At 60.5% G+C, this 20390-nt stretch carries 13 protein-coding genes; 5 read left to right on the top strand and 8 right to left on the bottom strand.

What is annotated here, in order from left to right; all coding sequences use genetic code 11:
- Positions 1 to 150 precede the first annotated feature (150 nt).
- The 4 genes from ACOVQ0_RS08420 to ACOVQ0_RS08405 are packed head-to-tail and all read right to left on the bottom strand — an operon-like array spanning position 151 to position 4554.
- Positions 151 to 1140 carry an Ldh family oxidoreductase gene (locus ACOVQ0_RS08420; protein ID WP_421882819.1) on the bottom strand — a complete coding sequence of 330 codons (990 nt, stop codon included), beginning with the start codon at positions 1138 to 1140 and terminating at the stop codon, positions 151 to 153.
- Positions 1137 to 3122, bottom strand: a complete 1986-nt coding sequence (locus ACOVQ0_RS08415) for an FAD-dependent oxidoreductase (RefSeq protein ID WP_421882816.1) — start codon at positions 3120 to 3122, stop codon at positions 1137 to 1139. The genes ACOVQ0_RS08420 and ACOVQ0_RS08415 overlap by 4 nt, the downstream gene beginning before the upstream one ends.
- Before the next feature lie 14 nt (positions 3123 to 3136).
- On the bottom strand, positions 3137 to 3931 hold the full coding sequence (locus ACOVQ0_RS08410; protein WP_421882813.1) for a pyrroline-5-carboxylate reductase family protein: 795 nt from the start codon (positions 3929 to 3931) through the stop codon (positions 3137 to 3139).
- Entirely contained in the window at positions 3928 to 4554 is a 627-nt protein-coding gene (locus tag ACOVQ0_RS08405) for a TetR/AcrR family transcriptional regulator (protein WP_421882809.1), read from the bottom strand. Before ACOVQ0_RS08405 ends, ACOVQ0_RS08410 begins: the two co-directional genes overlap by 4 nt.
- 119 nt (positions 4555 to 4673) lie before the next feature.
- Here ACOVQ0_RS08405 and ACOVQ0_RS08400 point away from each other — a divergent pair, with 119 nt between their 5' ends.
- The 3 genes from ACOVQ0_RS08400 (at position 4674) to ACOVQ0_RS08390 (ending at position 11645) form a co-directional block, all read left to right on the top strand.
- Positions 4674 to 6713 carry an FAD-dependent oxidoreductase gene (locus ACOVQ0_RS08400; RefSeq protein WP_421882806.1) on the top strand — a complete coding sequence of 680 codons (2040 nt, stop codon included), beginning with the start codon at positions 4674 to 4676 and terminating at the stop codon, positions 6711 to 6713.
- 172 nt (positions 6714 to 6885) lie between these two features.
- The gene (locus tag ACOVQ0_RS08395; protein ID WP_421882804.1) at positions 6886 to 9543 is read left to right on the top strand and encodes a TonB-dependent receptor; all 2658 of its coding nucleotides are present in this window, start codon (positions 6886 to 6888) and stop codon (positions 9541 to 9543) included.
- Positions 9544 to 9647: 104 nt separating this feature from the next.
- On the top strand, positions 9648 to 11645 hold the full coding sequence (locus tag ACOVQ0_RS08390) for a tetratricopeptide repeat-containing sulfotransferase family protein (RefSeq protein WP_421882801.1): 1998 nt from the start codon (positions 9648 to 9650) through the stop codon (positions 11643 to 11645).
- Between the two features lie 68 nt (positions 11646 to 11713).
- Here the strand turns inward: ACOVQ0_RS08390 and ACOVQ0_RS08385 are convergent, their stop codons facing one another.
- The 3 genes from ACOVQ0_RS08385 to ACOVQ0_RS08375 all read right to left on the bottom strand — a co-directional run bounded on the left by ACOVQ0_RS08385 (position 11714) and on the right by ACOVQ0_RS08375 (position 14641).
- Entirely contained in the window at positions 11714 to 12166 is a 453-nt protein-coding gene (locus ACOVQ0_RS08385) for an alpha/beta hydrolase (protein WP_421882798.1), read from the bottom strand.
- Entirely contained in the window at positions 12166 to 12915 is a 750-nt protein-coding gene (locus tag ACOVQ0_RS08380) for an esterase (RefSeq protein ID WP_421882795.1), read from the bottom strand. The genes ACOVQ0_RS08385 and ACOVQ0_RS08380 overlap by 1 nt, the downstream gene beginning before the upstream one ends.
- 103 nt (positions 12916 to 13018) lie before the next feature.
- Complete coding sequence (locus ACOVQ0_RS08375) at positions 13019 to 14641, bottom strand: carboxylesterase/lipase family protein (protein WP_421882791.1); 1623 nt, start codon at positions 14639 to 14641, stop codon at positions 13019 to 13021.
- A gap of 200 nt (positions 14642 to 14841) precedes the next feature.
- On the opposite strand from ACOVQ0_RS08375, the gene ACOVQ0_RS08370 reads away from it, so the two are divergent.
- Positions 14842 to 17496 carry a TonB-dependent receptor domain-containing protein gene (locus tag ACOVQ0_RS08370; protein ID WP_421882787.1) on the top strand — a complete coding sequence of 885 codons (2655 nt, stop codon included), beginning with the start codon at positions 14842 to 14844 and terminating at the stop codon, positions 17494 to 17496.
- A 97-nt stretch (positions 17497 to 17593) separates the two neighbouring features.
- Entirely contained in the window at positions 17594 to 19003 is a 1410-nt protein-coding gene (locus ACOVQ0_RS08365) for a nucleoside hydrolase-like domain-containing protein (protein ID WP_421882784.1), read from the top strand.
- Between the two features lie 59 nt (positions 19004 to 19062).
- On the opposite strand, the gene ribB is transcribed toward ACOVQ0_RS08365, so the two are convergent.
- Positions 19063 to 20337, bottom strand: a complete 1275-nt coding sequence (gene ribB, locus ACOVQ0_RS08360; RefSeq protein WP_421882781.1) for a 3,4-dihydroxy-2-butanone-4-phosphate synthase — start codon at positions 20335 to 20337, stop codon at positions 19063 to 19065.
- Between the last annotated feature and the right edge of the window lie 53 nt (positions 20338 to 20390).

The raw sequence follows: 20390 nt of genomic DNA, 5'->3' as shown, positions 1-20390 counted from the left end.
GCGTGTTCGGCCCGTTGCCTCCCCAGCAAGATGTGCGGTTGTTAGGCGATCAGATCACGGCTTGGGAACGGCCATGTTCCTGCATCGGAATCAATAATAGCGTTTGTAAGCAGACATTATTCCGCGCTGATTTTTTACGATCATGCTGCGCTAGGCCCGTGCAGCATATGCCCGGATCGCGGCGAGGACGGCAGGTTCGATGGTGATGGCTTCTGGCAGGTCCGGCGTAGCTTTTGCACCGGGGATATGGACTCCTGCTTCGGCCAGTCGGTCAAGCTGGGCATCCACCCGTGCAAGCATATCCGGGTCGGCAATGACGGGGGACAGGGCAATGACCGTCATGCCGATATCCGGCGCATCGCTGCCTTCGCGGAAGTGGCCCGCGTCCATCGACCATCGGCCACCTGACAGGCCCGCCGAAAGCACTTCGACCATCAGGGCGATGTTCGCGCCCTTGGCCCCGCCAAAGGGCAGCAGCGCACCGTGGATGGCCTGCATCGGGTCGGTCGTGATTGCACCGTCTGGGCCGGTGGCCCAGCCTGCGGGTATTGCGCTGCCATCCTGCGCTGCACGCGCAATGTTGAGGAATGCGGTTGCGCTGGTCGCCTGATCGAACACCAGCGGCGGATTTGGCGCAGGGCGCGGCACGGCAAATGCCAGCGGATTGGTGCCATAGACACGCGCACCGCCGGGAGCCGCCGCCATCATTGCGTGCGCGTTGGAGCAGACGAACCCGATCAGTCCCCGCACTGCCAGCAGGCGCACGAAGTGCGCCATCTCGCCTGCGGTATAGCTGTTTTTCAACGTGAACACCGCGATGCCGCAGGTTTGTGCCGCTGTGACCAATCGGTCCAGCGCCAGTTCGAAGCCATATTGCGCCGTGCCGCCGCGTGCATCGCAACAGATCGCGGCTGGCAGGGGCTGTTCGATCACGGGTTCGGCCTGCCCATCGATCCGCCCGCCGACCAAGGCGTCAAGATAGTCCACGAAATGGGCAAGGCCGACTGCCGGACGACCGCTGCCGTTGGCGGCAAGGCTGGCTTCGACCAGCGATCTGCCCATCGGTTCGCTGCCACCGCAGGCGCGCCATGCTGCCATGGCCAGCGCGCGGATTTCATCAACGGGGAGCGGCAGTGTCATAGCGCCAGCCCCACGCGGCGGCCATCGTGAAAGGCGAAGGGGGCAAGGCGCGGCGCGGCGCAGTCGCCCACTGCCGTAAAGGCGATATTGCGTGCGCGAAGGTCCGCAGCAAGCCAGTCCGCCGCGATGTTGGTCGTGGCCAATACCAGGCTGTCCGCGTCGATCCGGCTTTCCTCGCCCGTCGTGTGATCTACGATGGTCGCGCCGTCTCCGTGCCATTGGCGCACGCTGACCTCGGTCCGCCAATTGCCGCCCAGTCGGCGTAGCCGGGCGCGCAAGGGGGCATCGGCTGTTGTGCGGGCCAGTTCCTTGCCGACGAAAGCATCGGGCGTGAGAATGGTGACGGCATGGCCATCCTCGGCCAGTTTCCATGCTGTGCCGCAGCCGCGCCAGCCGCCTGCCTCATCCAGCAACAAAACACGGTGGCCGGGTCGCGCCTCGCGGGCCATGACCTCCTCTACGCTGAAGACATTACCGTTTTCGATGCCGGGCAGTGTGTCCAGCGCAGGCAATGCTTTCTGGAAGCCGGTGCCGGGCGGCAGCGAACCGGTGGCGAGAACCACGCGGGTAGCGCCGATGGCGGCAATATCGTCAGCATCAAGCGGCGCGTTCAGGCGCAGGTCCACGCCAAGGCGGCCCAGTTCGCGTTCATACCAGTCAAGCAGGTCGAGAATCTGGGCGCGGCGCGGTTGCAGTCCGGCGAGGCGGAAGGCACCGCCAAGGCGGTCCGACGCTTCGGCCAGTGTGACCGTGTGCCCTCTTTCCGCCGCGACGCGCGCAGCCTCAAGCCCGGCAGGCCCTGCGCCGACGACCAGCACAGATTGCGGGGTGGGCGAGGGGGGGGGACGGTCACCGCCCCATTGCCATTCGCGTCCCGCCGAAGGGTTGACCACGCAACTGATCCAATAATCGCGCGACCGGCGGCCCCAGCACATCTGGTTGCACGAAAGGCATGGGCGGATCGTTTCGGGGCGGCCTTCGCTGGCCTTGCGCGCCAGATGCGGATCGGCAATCTGCCCGCGCACGATCGAGACAAGATCGGCAGCGCCTTCGCCCAGCACTGTTTCGCCATTTTCCGGCGTGCGAATGTGGCTTTCCGCTGTGACGAGGGCGTTGCGCACGCGGCTTTTGAGCCGGGCGGCAAGATCCGAGCCGAGCTTTTCGGGAAACAGGAAAGTGGGCATCAGGCTGGGATAGTCGATATATCCGCCGGAGCCGCAGGTGACGTAATCGATCAGGCCCAGATCATCGTGCAGCCCCACGATTTCAACGTGTTCGTCCGCCGACAGCGCCACTTGCGCACCCGGCTGGTCGCTGATGGCAAGGCCAACGATGAAGTCTGGCCCGCAAACGTCGCGGATGCGCGACAGGATTTCGCGTGAGAAGCGCGTGCGGTTTTCAAGCGTGCCGCCCCATCGATCGTCGCGCCGGTTTGTCCAGGGCGTCCAGAACTGATCGACCAGACCAAGATAGGCGGCCCACACCTCGACACCCTGAAATCCGGCTTCATGACAACGCTTTGCTGCCGCGACGAAAGCATCGATGGTTTCGAGAATTTCGTCCTCGGTCATCGCGTGGCTGCCGTCGCTATCGTGATAGCTTGGCGCGCCTGAAGGTGACCAGTGCGGGTGGAACGACAGGTCGGAATCGCCGTGCGAACCGACGTGGTAAAGCTGCTGGATCGCCACCGCGCCGTTTGCGCGGATCGCTTCGGTCACTTTGCGGAAATGCGGGATCACGCTGTTGTCGCCGTGGCGGAAGTTACCGCGCGTCAGCACCGTGGCGGCGTGAACCGGCATCGGTTCGACCACGATCATGCCTGCCCCGCCAATGGCGCGCTCGGCATAATAGGCGACGTGCTGCTCTGTGGGGAGGCCACCTTCGGCCATGTTGGCCGTGTGGGCGCCAAACACGATGCGGTTGCGCAGGGTGTGGCCGCGCAACTGCACGGGCGACAGAAGGCGCGGGAACTGGGCTGTCATCAAGGTTGTCCCGGTCAGGAGTTGGCGGCGTCGTTCATCTGCATCGTCCGGGCGAGTGCGGCGGAAAGGCCTGCGCGCACGGCTTGTGGCAGCCCGGCCTGTGTCATGGCATCAAGTCCTGCGGCGGTAACACCGCGATAGGCCATGAAGGTTTCGACCGTGCTTGCGGGATCGGGGTTGCCCGTTTCTATCAGGCGACCTGTGCCCACGAACATCATGTTCACTGCGCGTCGGGCGATGGCTTCAGGCAGGCCTCGTGCCACTGCGTCCTCGACCATCGCCGCTGCCATCAGCGAAGGGTAGGCGGGGCCGGTGCCGGTGAGGCCTGAGAGGTAATCGAGGTGAGCTTCGTCCTCTATTTCATCGACCGCACCGCAGGCTTCGAACAGGCGTCGCGCGAAATCGCGGTCGGCTTTGGTTGCACCGAACCAGGCAACGAGGGGGGTATAGGAAGCACCCACTTCTGCCGCGGCATTGGGCAAAGCCCGGATGACGCGGGTGGTTTGGTGCGCGCGCGCCATCGTTTCCAGACTAACGCCCGCCATGACTGAAATTACCAGCTTGCCGGGCACCGGATGTGCGACGGCGGGCCAGTCTTCCGGACGGACCGACAGCATCACGATATCCGCACCGTCGCACAGTGCGCGGTTGTCCTGCGTCAGCCGCACGCCGGGCATGTTTCGGGGCGGGGTGCTGCGCCATGACAGTGTTAGCGCTTCAGGTCTCAACACACCACGGTTGAGCGCGGCGCGAGCAATCGCGCCGCCGAGCCAGCCACCGCCGCCGACAATGCCAAGCGTCTGGTTCATGCTGGCGTGTATCCGTGGCGGGCATGGAAGCGGGCCAGTTCGCGCGGTTCGGGGTAGTGGCCGGTGAACACCTCGACATACACGGCGATGCGCTCCAGACGCGTGTGCAGGTCTTCCTGTGTCTGCATGGTGATATAGCCCATCTGGGTGAGATAGATCGTGCGGGCGCGCACATCGGCATGAAGGCCGCCTTCGCCAAATCGGGTCTGCATGTCGGTCAGCGCAGCGAGGCGTTCGGCGTCCGCCTTGTGTACTTCGGCCAGAACATCGGCTGACTGCATCGCCCAGCTACGCACGGCCAGTTCAAAGCGCGGGTCAAACAGCGCTGGATCGAGCCAGCAATCCATCACGTTGAGCATCGCCTCGGCCACTGTCTCGGCATAGGCGCCGGCTCGCTGCACGAGATTGCCAGTGTTCTTTTCACGCCACCGCGTCAGCAGGGCATCAAGCAGTTCCTCACGGTTCTTGAAGAACCAGTAGAAGCTGGTGCGCGACAAATTGAGTTGTTGGGCGAGCGGCTGGATCTTCACCGCCTCCACCCCCGAATCGAGCAGCGCTTGCTGTGCTGCCTCCAGCCATAGTTCGGCCGAACCCCGCCAGCCTTGGTTTGCGCTGTCTGTCATGCTCGAAATTCTAGATTTCTCGCCACCCCTGTCAACCTAATGTTCACTGATGAACTTATACTTGACACATGTGAACATTTTAAGGCAGCTTCTCCGGGAAGATTTTCTGGAGCCTGTGCATGTCCTCGTTCGATCCCCTTCTGCAGCCCTACCAGCTCAAGCATCTGACGCTGCGCAACCGGATCATCCTTACGTCGCACGAGCCGGCCTATCCCGAAGACGGGATGCCCAAGGGGCGCTATCGGGCCTATCATGTTGAGCGCGCCAAGGGCGGGGTTGCGCTGACGATGACCGCCGGGTCTTCGGCGGTGTCGCGCGACAGCCCGCCGGTGTTCAACAACATCCTCGTCTGGAAGGACGAGGTGGTGAAATGGACCAAGGAACTGACCGACGCGGTGCATGAGCAAGGCTCCGCGATCATGATCCAGCTAACCCATCTTGGTCGCCGCACCCGGTGGGACAAGGCTGACTGGCTGCCGGTTGTTTCACCGTCGCATAAGCGTGAAGCCGCGCACCGGGCGTTTCCCAAGAAGATGGAAGACTGGGACATCGCCCGCATCATCAATGACTATGCCGATGCGGCCGAGCGCATGAAGGCGGGCGGCATGGATGGCGTGGAACTGATGGCCTATGGCCACCTGATGGACCAGTTCTGGTCGCCGCTTACCAACGAACTGGATGGCCCTTACGGCGGCAGCCTTGAAAACCGGCTGCGCTTCACTTTCGATATCCTGACCGAAGTGCGCAAGCGCGTGGGGCCGGACTTCATTGTCGGCGTGCGCTACACCGGCGATGAAGTGATCGACGGTGGCCTTAGTGCCGACGATGGCCTTGAGATTTCCCGCCGCCTCAAGGAAAGCGGCATGGTCGATTTCCTCAACGTGGTGCGCGGCCATATCGACACCGACGCCGGGCTTACCGACGTGATCCCCATTCAAGGTATGGCCAATTCGCCGCATCTGGATTTCGCGGGTGAAATCCGCAAGGCAACCGGCATTCCCACCTTCCACGCTGCCAAGATACCCGACGTCGCCACCGCGCGCCACGCCATCGCATCGGGCCTGCTCGACATGGTGGGCATGACCCGCGCGCACATGACCGACCCCCATATCGTGCGCAAGATCATGGCCGGACGCGAGGATGAGATCCGCCCCTGCGTCGGAGCCAACTACTGCCTTGATCGCATCTATCAGGGTGGGCTGGCCTTCTGCATTCACAACGCCGCAAGCGGGCGCGAAGAGACGATGCCGCACGATATCCCCAAGGCGGAAGTGCGCAAGAAGGTGGTCATCATCGGCGCAGGACCAGCAGGCCTTGAAGCGGCGCGTGTCGCGGGCGAGCGTGGGCATGATGTGGTGGTGCTGGAAGCAGCCGAGCGTGCAGGCGGGCAAATTCGCCTGACCGCGCAGAGCGAGCGGCGGCGCGAGATGATTTCGATCATCGACTGGAGGCTTGACCAGTGCGAGCGGCTGGGCGTGCGCATCCGCTACAACTGCTGGGCCGATGCCGAGACGGTGCTGGAGGAGCAGCCCGACGTGGTAATTGTCGCCACTGGCGGCCTGCCGGATACGGCCGTGTTGAATGCGGGTAACGAACTGGTCGTACCGGCCTGGGATATCCTGTCGGGCGATGTGCGGCCGGGCGCCAACGTGCTGGTCTATGATGATGCGGGTGATCATGCCGGGCTTCAGGCGGCAGAGATCATCGCCCGCACCGGCGCGGCGGTTGAAATCATGACGCCCGACCGCAGCTTTGCGCCTGAAGTGATGGCGATGAACCTAGTGCCCTACATGCGTTCGCTACAGAAATTGAACACCACTTTCACGGTCACCTACCGGCTGGAAGCGGTTGAGCGACAGGGCAACGAACTGCTCGCTACCATCGGCAGCGATTATGGTGGCGTCTCGCAGCAGCGAGGCTTCGATCAGATCGTGGTCAATCACGGCACCCTGCCGCTTGACGACGTTTACTTCGAACTGCGGCCTTCGTCCTCCAACCTTGGCGAGGTGTCTTACAACGATCTTGTTGGCGGAAAGCCGCAGGTTGTGAGTCGCAACGTAGAGGGGACTTTCCAACTGTTCCGCATCGGTGATGCTGTTTCAGCGCGGAACACCCATGCCGCCATCTTTGATGCGCTGCGTCTGGTGAAGGACATCTGAGCGCGCGAGGGGCCGGAAAATACGCGGAACCACGCAGGATTCCGGTCCCTGTGTCATGTAGACAATAAATATTACTAATGCCGTCGGAGTGCCTTTGACCGCGACGAGACGTGGGTTAGCGTTTGTCTCGGGAGCGCCCGGCAGGGGGCAAATAATCAATCGGGAGGTAGTCATGCGGAAGTTGCTAACGGGGGTTTCGGCAGCGGCAATTGCGATCGGGGCGCAAGGTGTTGCCCACGCACAGGTCGCAGAAATCGTGGTCACCGCCACGAAACGTACTGAAAACGCACAGGACATTCCTGTTACTGTGCAGGCGATGGGGTCCGAGCAGCTCAAGCAGTTGCGCGTTGAACAGTTCACGGATTATCTGACGCAGATGCCCAGTGTAACATCGGGCGGTGGGGGGCCCGGCCAATCAACGATCTATATTCGCGGCGTCGCATCTACCACGCCAAACCTGGTGACTGCGGGCGTTGCTGGACTTGCACCGAACGTCGCACTCTATCTTGACGAACAGGCTCTGTCACAACCGGGCCGTAACCTCGACGTTTATGCCACTGACCTTGAACGTATCGAAGTTCTCGCAGGGCCGCAGGGGACCCTGTTCGGCGCCAGTTCGCAGGCCGGTACAGTCCGCCTGATCACCAACAAGCCGAAGATCGGCAAGACCGAACTGTTTGTGAACGGTGGTGTGTCGACCACCGATGGGGGCAAGGCAAGCTACAAGATTGAGGGTGGCTTCAATCTCCCGGTTGGTGATCGCGCTGCTTTGCGCGTCATCGGTTTCCATGATTCACGCGGCGGTTTCATCGATAACGTTCGCGTGACCCAGACAGCGGCCCAGTCAGCCCGCTTCGTGAAGGCTGGCAGCCGTCGCCCGAACGGAACGGTCGTCGATGAACTGCATCAAGGTCTGCAGCCTGGTCTCGATCTGACCAAGTTCCCGGGCGTTACGCTGATTGCGGCGGACAACAAGGATTTCGTTGAAAACAATTTCAACGATTCCAGCTACACTGGCTTCCGCGCGATGGGCAAGGTCGAGATCGGGCCGGACTGGGATGTCACCGTTGGGTACATGAAGCAGTGGATCAACGCTGACGGCGTGTTCTACGATGATCCGGCATTGGGTGACTACAAAATCGGCAAGTACGACAAGGATCGTCTTGACGACGATTTTGACAACGTGAACTGGACTGTCAGTGGTCGTCTGGGCGCGCTGGAACTGGTCTACACTGGCGCATTCACACAGCGTAAATCGGTTCAGAAGATCGATTATTCGGAATACTTGTTCACCGCGCAGTACTTCCCGTATTATATTTGCGATTCAACTGTAAGCTATCCGGGGTACAATGCTTCGTACGGCGGCACCGCCGGCGTTCCGTTTGGCACGTGTCAGGCTCCGAACGATACGGTGCTTTCGAATTCGAAGACGCGAGTTTTCAGCAACGAATTTCGCATCAACACCCCGAAGGAAGAACGCATCCGGTTGACCGCAGGTGTGTATACTTCGGATTTGCGCCTCGATGAGCGTAACCAATTCATCTATAACGGCAGCAGCAAGGCAAACCATTTTGGTTATATCGGTTTCCCCGCGAACCGCTCCTCTACAGTCAACACCACGCCGCAGGGCTACTTCTCCGACGGCGCCGCCTATCCGGCCGATGAAGTGTTTCGTAACGACGTTCGCCGCACCGACAAGCAGTTTGGTATTTTCGGTGAAGCCAGCTTCGATATAATTCGGGACAAACTGACGCTTACTCTCGGCGGTCGTTATTACAATGTTCGCGGCGATCTGGAGGGAAGTGCCAACGCTTCGTTCTGCAACTCGTCAGGCACTGACAAGGATGCGTTCGGTGCAAATCTGAACGACATTTTCGATGGTGACGGCAAACTGCGCTACAACCAGACGTGCGGTGCAGCGCTTGGCACGATCTTTACGGTGGACCAAACGCTGGCACAGATCGAAGCAATCACGGGTAATCGCCGCCGGGCCGTTGCGGTTTTCAACGGACTGCGCGCGCCAGACAAAGCCCGCACCAAGGGCGGCATCATTAAGGCGAACCTCAGCTACAAGCCCAATAGCGACCTGCTGTTCTACATGACATATTCGGAAGGTTTCCGTCCGGGTGTGCTCAATCGTCCGGGTGGCCGCACGAATGCTACGGGTTCTTTCACGGTGCCTTTCGTGGTCGATACCGACGAACTGAAGAACTACGAATTTGGTTGGAAGACCAATCTTGCCGACAACCAGTTCCAGTTTAATGGGAGCATTTTCTACGATACGATTTCGAACCTGCAGACCACGATTTACGATCCCAATATCACCAACCTGTTTTTCTCTGCCAATGCTGCAGATGCTCGGGTCTATGGTCTTGAAACGGACCTAATCATCGCACCCCGATCCATTCCGGGGTTGACGATCGCTGGTGCTGCCTCGTTCCTCAACAGCAAGATCACCAGAGTACTTATTCCAACCAATGACGTTCTGGCCGGAAAGCCGTTGGCATTCGCACCGAAGTTCCAAGGCAATATTCGCGCCCGGTACGAATTTGCGGTGTCTGACGGGCTGAAGGCCTATGTCATGCCGCAATTTACCCATGCCGGAGCCTCGCGCAGCGATATTCTGGAGTTCACGGCCACGAAGGTTTCGAGCTGGGATAAAGTGGACTTCACAACCGGTGTCATGGGCGATAACTGGGGTGTGGATCTGTTTGTGGAAAACCTCAATGGCACGCACGGCCCGCTTTCGGCCAACGCGCTCTATGGTCCGATCCGTCAGGTTCCGTTGCGGCCACGTACCATTGGCCTGCGGTTCAACTTCAAGCAGTGATGACGGCTTAAGCGTGCGCATTGTGGTATTTCACGCACGTCTTGGGCAATAGGAAAACGTCCCGCCATTCTCCCGGCGGGACGTTTTTTTGATGGAGCGCAGCGTTGGACACTTCGATTACCCAGCCCGAAGAAGCGCTGGACGCCGTTCGAGCGCTGATCCGCGAAGGCGATTTCAAAAGCGCCAGTTCCGCGCTTGATCCGATCCTGACCGATGCGCCAAGGCTGGGCGAAGCGCTCTACATGAAGGCCGTTTGCGCGCGGTATCTACGCGACTTTGCCGATGCGCTATCATGGCTGGATAAACTACGGTCGGTAGAGCCGGAATATGGCCGCGCCTATCAGGAGGAAGGGCACGTCCGACTGGCGCAGGGCGATCCGGGGAGAGCGCTCGCCGCCTATCGTCGCGCTTGTCAGTTCAATCCGTCGCTTGCCGCAAGCTGGCAGAGACAGGCGGAAATCCTCGCCCACACCGGTAATGAAGATGAGGCGCGGCAGGTTGCCATGCAGGCACAGTGGTTGATGACGTTGCCGCGCGAACTGGTGGCAGCGATGAACCATATCCACGAGGGGCGGTTGTTCAAGGGGGAGCAACTTTGCCGCGCGTTTCTTCAGCAGAACCCGACCAATGTCGAAGGCATGCGCTTGCTGGCGGACATCGGCGCGCGAATGAATGTGCTGGATGAAGCCGCCTTCCTGCTCGACAGTGCGGTCGCTTTCGAGCCGAACCATGTCCGCGCGCGGTTTGATTATATTCAAGTGTTACGGCGTCAGCAGCGATACGAAGCCGCGCTGGAACAAGCGAAAATGCTTTACCAGCAAGACCCGCTGAATCCGGCATTCCAGTCGCATCTTGCAATCGAATCCATGCACAATAACGATTTTGAACAGGCCTTTGCCCTGTTCGATCAGGTGCTGGAAAAGCTGCCTGGTGATCCTGCCACGCTGACCTCGCGCGGTCATGCCCTCAAAACTTTCGGCAGGCATGAAGACGCAGTTGAATCCTACCGCGGGGCCTATCGCACTGAAGCTGGTTTCGGCGATGCGTGGTTCGGCCTTGCCAATCTCAAGACCTATCGCTTCACTGACGAAGAGCAGCAGATAATGCTGCGTGAGGAAGCATCGGATCGGTTGAGCTACAACGCGCGGGTGCAGGTCTGCTTCTCGCTGGGCAAGGCGTTTGAGGACAGCGGGGACTATGCCGAGGCTTTCCGCTTCTACGAAAAGGGCAATACGCTCAAGCGTGTGCTGTCACGCTATGATGCTGACCAGATGACCGAAGAACTGGCCGCACAGCATCGGGTCTGCACCGCTGATCTATTCAAGAAGAAGGTGGGCATGGGGCACAAAGCGCCCGATCCGATCTTCATCCTGGGCCTGCCGCGTGCTGGCTCAACACTGTTGGAGCAGATCATTGCCAGCCACAGCCAGGTCGATGGCACATTGGAACTGCCCAACGTGCTTTCGCTGGCCCATCGGTTGCGGCGCCAGCACCGCGATGACGATGAATCTGCCTATCCTGCCGTCCTCCATGATCTGACCGCCGAGCAACTTGAAAGCTTTGGCGCAAAGTATATCGAAGACACTGCGATGTTCCGGCAGGGCGCGCCGTTTTTTATCGATAAGATGCCAAACAATTTCAGGCACATCGGCCTGATCAAGCTGATGCTGCCCAACGCGAAGATCATCGATGCGCGCCGCGCGCCGATGGATTGCTGTTTCTCCGGGTTCAAACAGCTTTTCGCCGAGGGGCAGGAGTTTACTTATGGGCTGGAACAGGTGGGGCGTTACTATCACGATTACGTCCACCTGATGCGCCATTGGCATGACGTGCTGCCGGGGCAGATTCTGCATGTGCAGTATGAAGACGTCGTTGCCGATACCGAAGCGCAGGTTCACCGTATTCTCGAATATCTTGGCCTGCCGTTCGAAGATGCGTGCCTTGCCTTTCATAAGACCAAGCGCGTGGTGCGCACGGCCAGTTCCGAACAGGTCCGCCAGCCCATCAACACCAAGGGGCTGGAGGCCTGGAAGCCGTTCGAGCAATGGTTGGACCCGTTGAAGGCAGCGCTGGACGACGTGTTGGAAGACTATCGCTGCTGAAGAAATCGTCCTGACCGATACGGTGCTTGCGACTCGAACAATATAGAGCGGGAGTGTTTCACCCGATATTATTGAAACAGCAGCGGCACGAATTCGTGCAGATTGTCGCGCCAATTGCGCCAGTCATGGCCGCCGGGCGTTTCGCGGGTGAATACCTTTACACCCTTCGATCTCAGGTGGTCGGTGATCTCCATCGCTCCCGGACGTGCAAAATCAGTGTAGCCCCATCCCCACCAGAACAGTTTCAACTCGTGGTTCAGTCGGGCAACGGCGTCCTGCTTGTTGTCATAAAACCACTGGCGGTCTTCCTGACGGAACCAGCCCGATCCGAATACGCCGACATAATGGAAGGTGCCAAGGTTTGACAGGCTGGTGTTCAGCGTTTGAATGCCGCCCATCGACAGGCCTGCCATCGCGCGCTGATCAGGCGTGGCGATCACGCGGAAGTTGCGTTCGACGAAGGGGATGATGTCAGCCATCATTTCCTTCACGAACGGTTCCTTGGTGGGATCGGACGTCATCACTTGTCCGGCATTGGGGGGGAACCGTCGGGCATGACCACGATCATCGGTTTGGCCTTGCCTGCCGCAATCAGGTTATCGAGGATTTCATTGGCGCGGCCTGCCGTGGTCCATGACGTTTCGGAATCACCGCCGCCATGCATCAGATAAAGCACAGGATACTTATCAGTGCCCTTTTCATACCCCGGCGGGGTATAGATGATCAGCCTTCGATCGATCCCGCCCAGTGTGCTGGAGATGAAATGCTGTTCCAGAACGGAGCCGTGTGGAACGGCCCGATGTTCCGAAAAGTCGCCCGGCACTACCAGCAAGCTGTTCTGGCTGGCGCGCTGAGGTGACATCACGGTGTTGCGCGGATCAAGCGTTACTGTGCCATCAACGACAAAGTAATAACGATAGGCACCCGGACGGATCGGAGTGGTCGTGGTGCCGGTCCACACGCCGTCTTCTCCCTTGACCATCTTCACCACCGGGCGCGGGCCTTCGGTCATGTCTGTGGCAGGAACTTCGACGGCGTTGGCTTGCCGGTAAAATTCGCCATCAATGGTCACAGCCTTGGCATCGGGCGCGCCGATGCGGAACGTGACGCGGCGGTCTGACAGCACTTCGGGCGAGATGACGGCAGCGGGTTGGACGCCCCGATCGATGGCTATGGGGGTGCTGGGCCGTGCTTGCGCCCGTGCCGTTGATGGCAACAGCGCCGCTGTTGCGGCAAGAGCGAAGGTCTGGAAAGAGATGCGCTGCGTCATGGTTATCCTCTTGAATTATATTTATCGTTGGATTTCGCTGACGAATGGCTCCCCCGCCTGAGGGAGAAGCGGCGGGGGAGCTTCGTCGCCGCGCTGAGTGCGGTCAGGCGGTGACGTAACGCGACATGATCTTGCGAATTTTCGCAAGCGGGTCGTTTTGGACCGTGCTGGTCAGATTGAAGATCATCGTGGTGCGTGAAGTGGCATCATACTTGGGCCATTCAGGAATGAACCGGGTTTGCGGATTGCCCGTTTTGGCAAATGCGACCCACGCCGGGTGCATCTGCATGGTCATGCGCGCGGGCGGATCGCCGGGGCCGACGAAGTGGCGGATATTTTCGTAAGTGCCGAAGACATATGAAAGTTCGGTGGCGTGGCCCGCTTTCAGCCTGCCGCCAAAGGTCGGCAGTTCGTGATCCATGCGATACATCCACACGGGCGCGTTCTGCTGCACTTTGCGTTCGGCCAGGATCACTGAATTGATCCAGAACATCTGCAAGCCGCCCAGCGCGACGATCAGGTCGCCCGGCGAATATCCGGGGAAGGCTTCGCGCAGGGCGCTGGCCATTTCAGCCGCGTCGTTGGGATAGGCCGCGGCAACGTGTTGTTCGAAGGCCTCATCGGTGGTCTTGGGCAGGGCGGGGTCCATCATGAACATCGTCGCCTCGTCCTTGTTGGACCCGATGATCAGCGGGATATCGGCGGCAAGCGGGGATGCCTGCGGCGAGAACGGGTTGTCCGGCAGCTCCTTGCCATCGATGCTGGGGCCGAAGCCGGTGATCAGGAAGCCCTTGGTTTCGGTCGACTTTACCTTTTCGACTGCAGCCTTCTGCGCATCGAAAATGCGTTGGGTGTCGACGGCGGCAAGCGCGGCAACATCGCCGGGGGCAACACCGAGCACTTCGGCTAGGCTCTGGCCAAGGCCGGTGGCATAAGTGCGCGGGGTGGCCTGAAGCGCGGCACCGGACTGGATGACCGCCTTCTTGAACAGGCCCTTGGCCGACGGCATCGACAGCAGCAACGAAACCTTTGCCCCGCCGCCGCTTTCGCCAAAGATGGTGACGTTTTCAGGATCGCCGCCGAATTTGGCGATGTTGTCGCGCACCCAGCGCAGCGCGGCGACGATATCGAGCAGCCCGGCCACACCGGACGAGGCATAATCAGGCCCCCAGCTATCGGGCAACTGGGTGAAGCCGAACACGTTGAGGCGGTGATTGACGCCCACCATTACCACGCCATCGCGGGCGAAATGATCGCCCCAATAGGTCGGGCGGCTGGACGCGCCGCTGGAAAAGCCGCCGCCGTGCAGCCAGACCATGACTGGCTTCTTCGCCTTGGCAGGGGCAGGTGCCCAGACGTTCAGGAACAGGCAGTCCTCGCCATGCGTCTCATCCTTGGGCATATCGCCCTGAACAGGGTCTTGCACGGCTGCGTTTGCAAACGATTGTGCTTCGAAAATTTTCGTCCACTTGGCGGCAGGCTGCGGCGCACGGAAGCGCAGCTTGCCGACCGGCGGTGCGGCATAGCGAAGTCCACGGAATACATGGATGCCGCCGTCTTCGACCAAGCCCCGCACCGGGCCATTGGTGGTCGAAACAACCGGTGTGCGCGTCTTTTTGGTTGTGGCGGCAAGGACCGGCGTGGCCAGAAGGCTGGCCGCCGCCGATGATGCCAGCAGTTGCCGACGCGAGATTTCCGGGGATTTCAGCAAGATCGTCTCTCCCATAAAGATCGGCTGCCTGCGATTCATTCAATTCGAAAGCAAATGCAGCTTCGATTCAAAAAATAGAAAAAAAGCGTAAAACGTCAATTGCAATTCGCAATCTCATACCATAGACCGCAGCCCCAGAGAGAGCTTGCAATGTGTCCGACAGGAGGTTGGACGCGATGCCAAGCCATACACGGGGAAGGGGAACGGTTGTGAAAATGCCTGAAATCCGTCGAGTCGCGTTTTATTACGCCAGCGCGGTTGCGCTGCTGGCCGCGCTCGCAAAGCCAGTTATGGCGCAGGAAGCGGGTCAGGACGAATCGAGGGAGGATTCGACCCCCCCCCCCAGCGACAAGGAAATCATCGTCACCGGCACGCTGATCCGTGGGATCGCGCCAGTTGGCACCAATGTTGTTGCCGTGACCACCGAAGATGTGGTGGCAACAGGGGCCGCATCGACCAACGATCTGATGTCGACCATTCCGCAGATCAGCAACTTCAACCAGTTCGTTTCGGGCACCGCCGGTTTCGGCCAGCCGATTGCGGCCACCAACCTGCGCGGCCTTGGCGCTTCGGGCGGCACCACCACGCTGCTTCTGGTGAACGGCCACCGTCTGGTCGGTTCGGGCATTCTGCAGACTTATGCTGACCCCACCATCATTCCGCCGGGTATGATCGAGCGCGTCGAAGTGATCCCCGATGGCGGTTCTTCGATCTATGGTTCGGATGCCATCGGTGGCGTTATCAACTTCATCACGCGCAAGCGCGCGTCGGGCGTTGAAGCCAGCGGCCGTGTCGGTTTCGCCGACGGCTATCGCACGGTCGATGCCAACCTGCTGGTGGGCAAGGACTGGGGCACCGGCTCGCTCATGGTCGGCTATAACTATGCCTGGCACAACAATATCCAAGGGCTTGAGCGCGATTATGTGACGCAGGACAGCCGCGCACAGGGTGGCACCGATCGCCGTGTGGCCACTTGCGCGCTGACCAACATCACGGTTGCGGGCGTAAGCTATGCCATGCCGGGCCGCGTTGCGGGCACGCAGAACAAGTGCGACAGCACCGATTACGCCGATATCTATCCGCGCGAACGCCGCCATTCGGTCTATGCCGTGCTCGACAACGACATGAGCGACACGGTCAACTTCAACATGCAGGCGTATTATTCGCGGCGTGACACGCTGACCCGCACCGCGCCGCTGGCCACCAACAGCACGATCCGTTCAACCAATCCGTTCTTCCAGCCCATTGGCAGCGAAACGTCGCAGGGCGTGCTGTTCGATTACACGTCGGTCTTCGGCAACGATGGTGTGACGAACCCGGCACGCTTTGATTCGATGGGCATTACGCCCACGTTCAACATCGATATCGGCAGTGGCTGGAATGTGCTGCTGATGGGCAACTATGGCCACAGCTTCAACGCCACCACCGAACGTGCGATCAACGCCGATGCCGCCAACGCGGCGCTGGCAGGAACCACCACTGCCACCGCGCTGAACCCCTATAACCTGTCGCAGACCAATCCGGCTGTGTTGGCAGGGATTGCCGATTATCAGAACTATTCGCAGTCCAAGCAGGATCTGGGTGAGGCCCGTATCGTGCTGGACGGTCCGTTCGCCAGCCTGCCGGGTGGCGATGCGCGGGTGGCCATTGGCGCCGAATATCACTGGGAAAAGATGGATGCGAGCATCGCATTCGGTCCCACCGCAACGCCCAAGCGCAATCGTGCCGTGGCATCGCGCCGGGTGAAGTCGGTCTATGGCGAACTGTTCGTGCCGGTGTTTGGTGCGGACAATGCGCAGCCGGGGCTGGCAGGCCTCGATCTGACCGGTTCGGTGCGTTACGACAGCTATGACGATGTGGGCGGCACCACCAACCCCAAGGTTGGCTTCAACTATCGCCCGGTCGAATGGATGACCTTCCGTGGTAACTACGGCACGTCGTTCCACGCGCCCAGCCTTGCCGACACCACTGGTGCGGTCGATGCGCGCGTCACTTCGATCCCGGTTTCGACCAACCTTGCGCCCGGTTCTTCGCCTGCGGACTTCTTCCGCCCGATCCTGTTCATTTCGGGCGGCAGCCCAACGCTGCAGCCGGAAAAGGCCAAAACCTGGTCACTGGGCATGGATATCAAGCCGCCGGTATGGGACGCGCTGAACATCAGCCTGACCTATTATAACGTTGACTTCACCAATGTCATTTCGGTGAACGCTGGCAACTTCCTGCAGGGCGCGGCCTATTATGCCGATCCCACCAACGCGCCGTTCTATATCCTGAACCCCACGCTGGCACAGGCGGTGGCGTTCTCGAACGGGGCGCGGGCCGACAACTTCTCGTCGCTGGCTTCGTTCTTTGCCAGCAACAGCCCGACCGCGATCTATGACCTTCGTCGTTATAACCGTGGTCAGTTGAAGCAGGATGGCCTCGACTTCACGGTCAGCGTCAACCAGAAGACCGGCTTCGGTTCGATCAACGCCAGCTTTGCAGGCACTTACGTGCTTAACCGCAACACGCGTGAAACGCCGACGGCGGCCTTTGTTGATCGTCTGAAGAACGGCTTCAACCGCCTGAACTACGTGGCTACGCTGGGTGCTGATATCGGTGCGGTCACTGCCCGTGCGACGCTGACCCATCGCGGCAGCTTTCCGATCATCGGTGATCCGGTTCAGACCCGCGTGAAGGGTTATGACACGGTCGATCTCTACTTCGCCTATGATCTGGGCAAGATCGGCATGTTCAAGGAAACTTCGCTGACGCTGAACATCGATAACGTGGCCGATAAGGACCCGCCGTTCCGCAACACCGGCAACGGTTTTGCCAATGGCTCCACGCTGGGCCGCATGGTGGCGCTGGGTCTGCGCACCAAGCTCTGATCGTTCCGCTCTTGTGAACTGTAACGACAGGCCTCGCGACTTGATTGCTCGCGGGGCCTGTCGCATTTCCGGCTTCTGTATTGACACGAGGTTTTCGATGAAATTCCGTCGTATTGCGTTGCTTGCATGTTCGATGGCGGCGCTGGTCGCCAGTCCTGCCGTTGCCGCGGATGGTGGCGATGCCGAGGCGCGGCGGCGCGTGCTGGTGCTGACCGATATCGGCAACGAACCTGACGATTCCGAATCGTTCGTGCGGTTCCTGCTCTATTCCAACACGTTCGATATCGAAGGCATTGTTGCCACTACCAGCACCTGGCAGCGTACCAAGAACCAGCCCGATCTGCTGCGCGAACGGGTGGCGGCCTATGCCAAAGTGCTGCCTAATCTGCGCAAGCACGCCGATGGCTATCCCGAACCCGCTACGCTGCTGAACGCGATTAGCGTGGGGGCGTCGTGCTATGGCATGGCCTGCGTGGGCGATGGCCGCGATACCGACGGATCGCGCCGGATTATTGCGGCGGTGGACAAGGACGACAAGCGCCCGATCTATCTGTCGGTCTGGGGCGGGGCCATCGATCTGGCGCAGGCGTTGTGGACTGTGCGCAAGACCCGCACGCCGGAGCAGGTGGCGGCGTTCACAGCGCGCCTGCGGGTCTATTCGATTTCGGATCAGGACGATGCAGGGCCGTGGGCGCGCCGCAACTTCCCCGATCTGCAATGGGTGGCCAGTGTGCATGGCTGGGGCCAGTATGGACAGGCGGCATGGACCGGCATTTCGGGTGATCTGTTCGGCAAGGATAAATGGCCTGCCGGTGAAATGGTCACCAATGCCTGGCTGAAAGAGAACATTCGCAAGGGACCGCTGGGGGAGATGTATCCGCCGCACATGTTCATCATGGAAGGCGATACGCCCGCGTTTCTGGGCACAATTCCCAACGGTCTGAACTTCCCCGACCGGCCGGATTGGGGCGGATGGGGCGGGCGCTATACCCCGGTTTACGAAGGCGCGGCGCATTATGGCGATGCGCCGGATGCCTTTACCGACCCAACCGGGCGTACATGGCGCACCAATCAGGCCACGATCTTTCGCTGGCGCGAGGCGTTCCAGAACGATTTTGCCGCGCGTATCAACTGGACGCTGACGCCGGATCGCAAGAAGGCCAATCACAACCCGCGCGCTATCGTCAATGGGGTTGCCGGACTGGCGCCGGTGACGGTTGAGGGCGTGGCGGGCGCGGCGCTGAAGATTTCGGCCAAGGGCACCACCGACCCGGATGGCAATGCGCTGTCCTATCGCTGGTGGCAGTATGCCGAGCCGAGCGATGTGCCGGGCGATCCTTCGCCCAAACTGAAGATTGCCGATGCCGAAAGCGCTGACTGCACGGTTACACTGCCATCCGTCAAAGCCGAACGGACGCTGCACCTGATCCTTGAGGTGAAAGACGATGGCGCGCCCGCACTGACATCCTATCGCCGGGTCATCGTGCGGGTAAAACCGGCTGCATGAAGCAAAAGCGCGGGCCGGTTTGATGCCGACCCGCGCTTCGATAATTCAGACCGGACCTGTCAGGCGGCGGGGATCGCCCGTTCGCCAGTGATGTTCAGGCCATAGCCTTCCAGCGCCACAAGATTGTGGTGCGAATTGGTCAGCAGCACCATGTCATGCACGCCAAGATCGGCGAGGATCTGTGCGCCAATACCATAGCTACGCAGTTCCATGTCGTGACCGGAGGTGCCGCCGACCTCACGGATAAGCTGTTCGGGATCGGTCGGCATCAGCAGCACGATCACCCCCGCGCCAGCCTCACCCATCTCGCCCATCGCGCGTTGCAGGATGCGCTTGCGCGGGCCGGGTTGGCCCAGCACGTCGGACAGGACGGAGATCGAGTGCATACGCACTAAGGTCGGCTCGCCCTTAACAATCGCACCCTTTTGCAAGACGAGGTGGGCCGACCCATCGATCTTGTTGCGATAGGTCTTGAGCGTCCATTCGCCACCATAATCGGTGTGAAACGGCGCCTGATTGACACATTCAACGAGATGATCGTTACGGCGGCGATATTCGATCAGGTCACGGATCGTCCCGATCTTCAACCCATGCTTGCGCGCGAAGGGGATCAGATCGTCAAGGCGCGCCATCGTGCCATCGTCGTTCATCACTTCGCAGATGACGCCCGAAGGGTTCAGGCCGGCAAGGCGGGGAAGGTCGATGGCGGCTTCGGTATGGCCCGCGCGCACCAGCACGCCGCCATCACGTGCGATCAGCGGGAAGACATGGCCGGGGGTGACGATATCGTCGCGGGTCTTTGTGGCATCGACTGCAACGGCGACGGTGCGCGCCCGATCAGCAGCGGAAATGCCGGTGTCCACGCCTTCGCGTGCTTCGATGGATACTGTGAAGGCCGTGCCGTGGCGGGTGCCGTTGTTGCGGCTCATCAGTTCAAGGCCAAGCTGGTTGCAGCGGTCAGCGGTCAGGCAAAGGCAGATCAGCCCGCGACCGTGAGTGGCCATGAAGTTGATGGCTTCAGGAGTGGCCATCTGCGCCGGGATCAGCAGGTCACCTTCGTTTTCGCGATCTTCATCGTCCACCAGAATGACCATGCGGCCATTGCGCACTTCTGCGATGATCTCTTCGACCGATGCTAGAGCGAAATCATCGTCTTCGCTATCGTCCATCGCCCGTTCCAGCTTGGTCAGGGTGTCGACCGTGGGATTCCAATCGGGCAACAGCGCATCGCGCAAGGTGTTGGGATGCAATCCGGCCGCGCGGGCAAGGGCTGCCCGTGAAATGACCCGATCTTCGATGAGCTTGCGCGCACGCGCTACAATGTCCTGTGCCATGAGACATTTTGTTGCACATTGATGTGCCGGCAGTCAAGCGGGATCACATTGTA

The organism is Novosphingobium sp. (genome assembly GCF_049240505.1).
Lineage (GTDB): Bacteria > Pseudomonadota > Alphaproteobacteria > Sphingomonadales > Sphingomonadaceae > Novosphingobium.
This window is presented reverse-complemented; position numbering and strand designations above follow the sequence as displayed.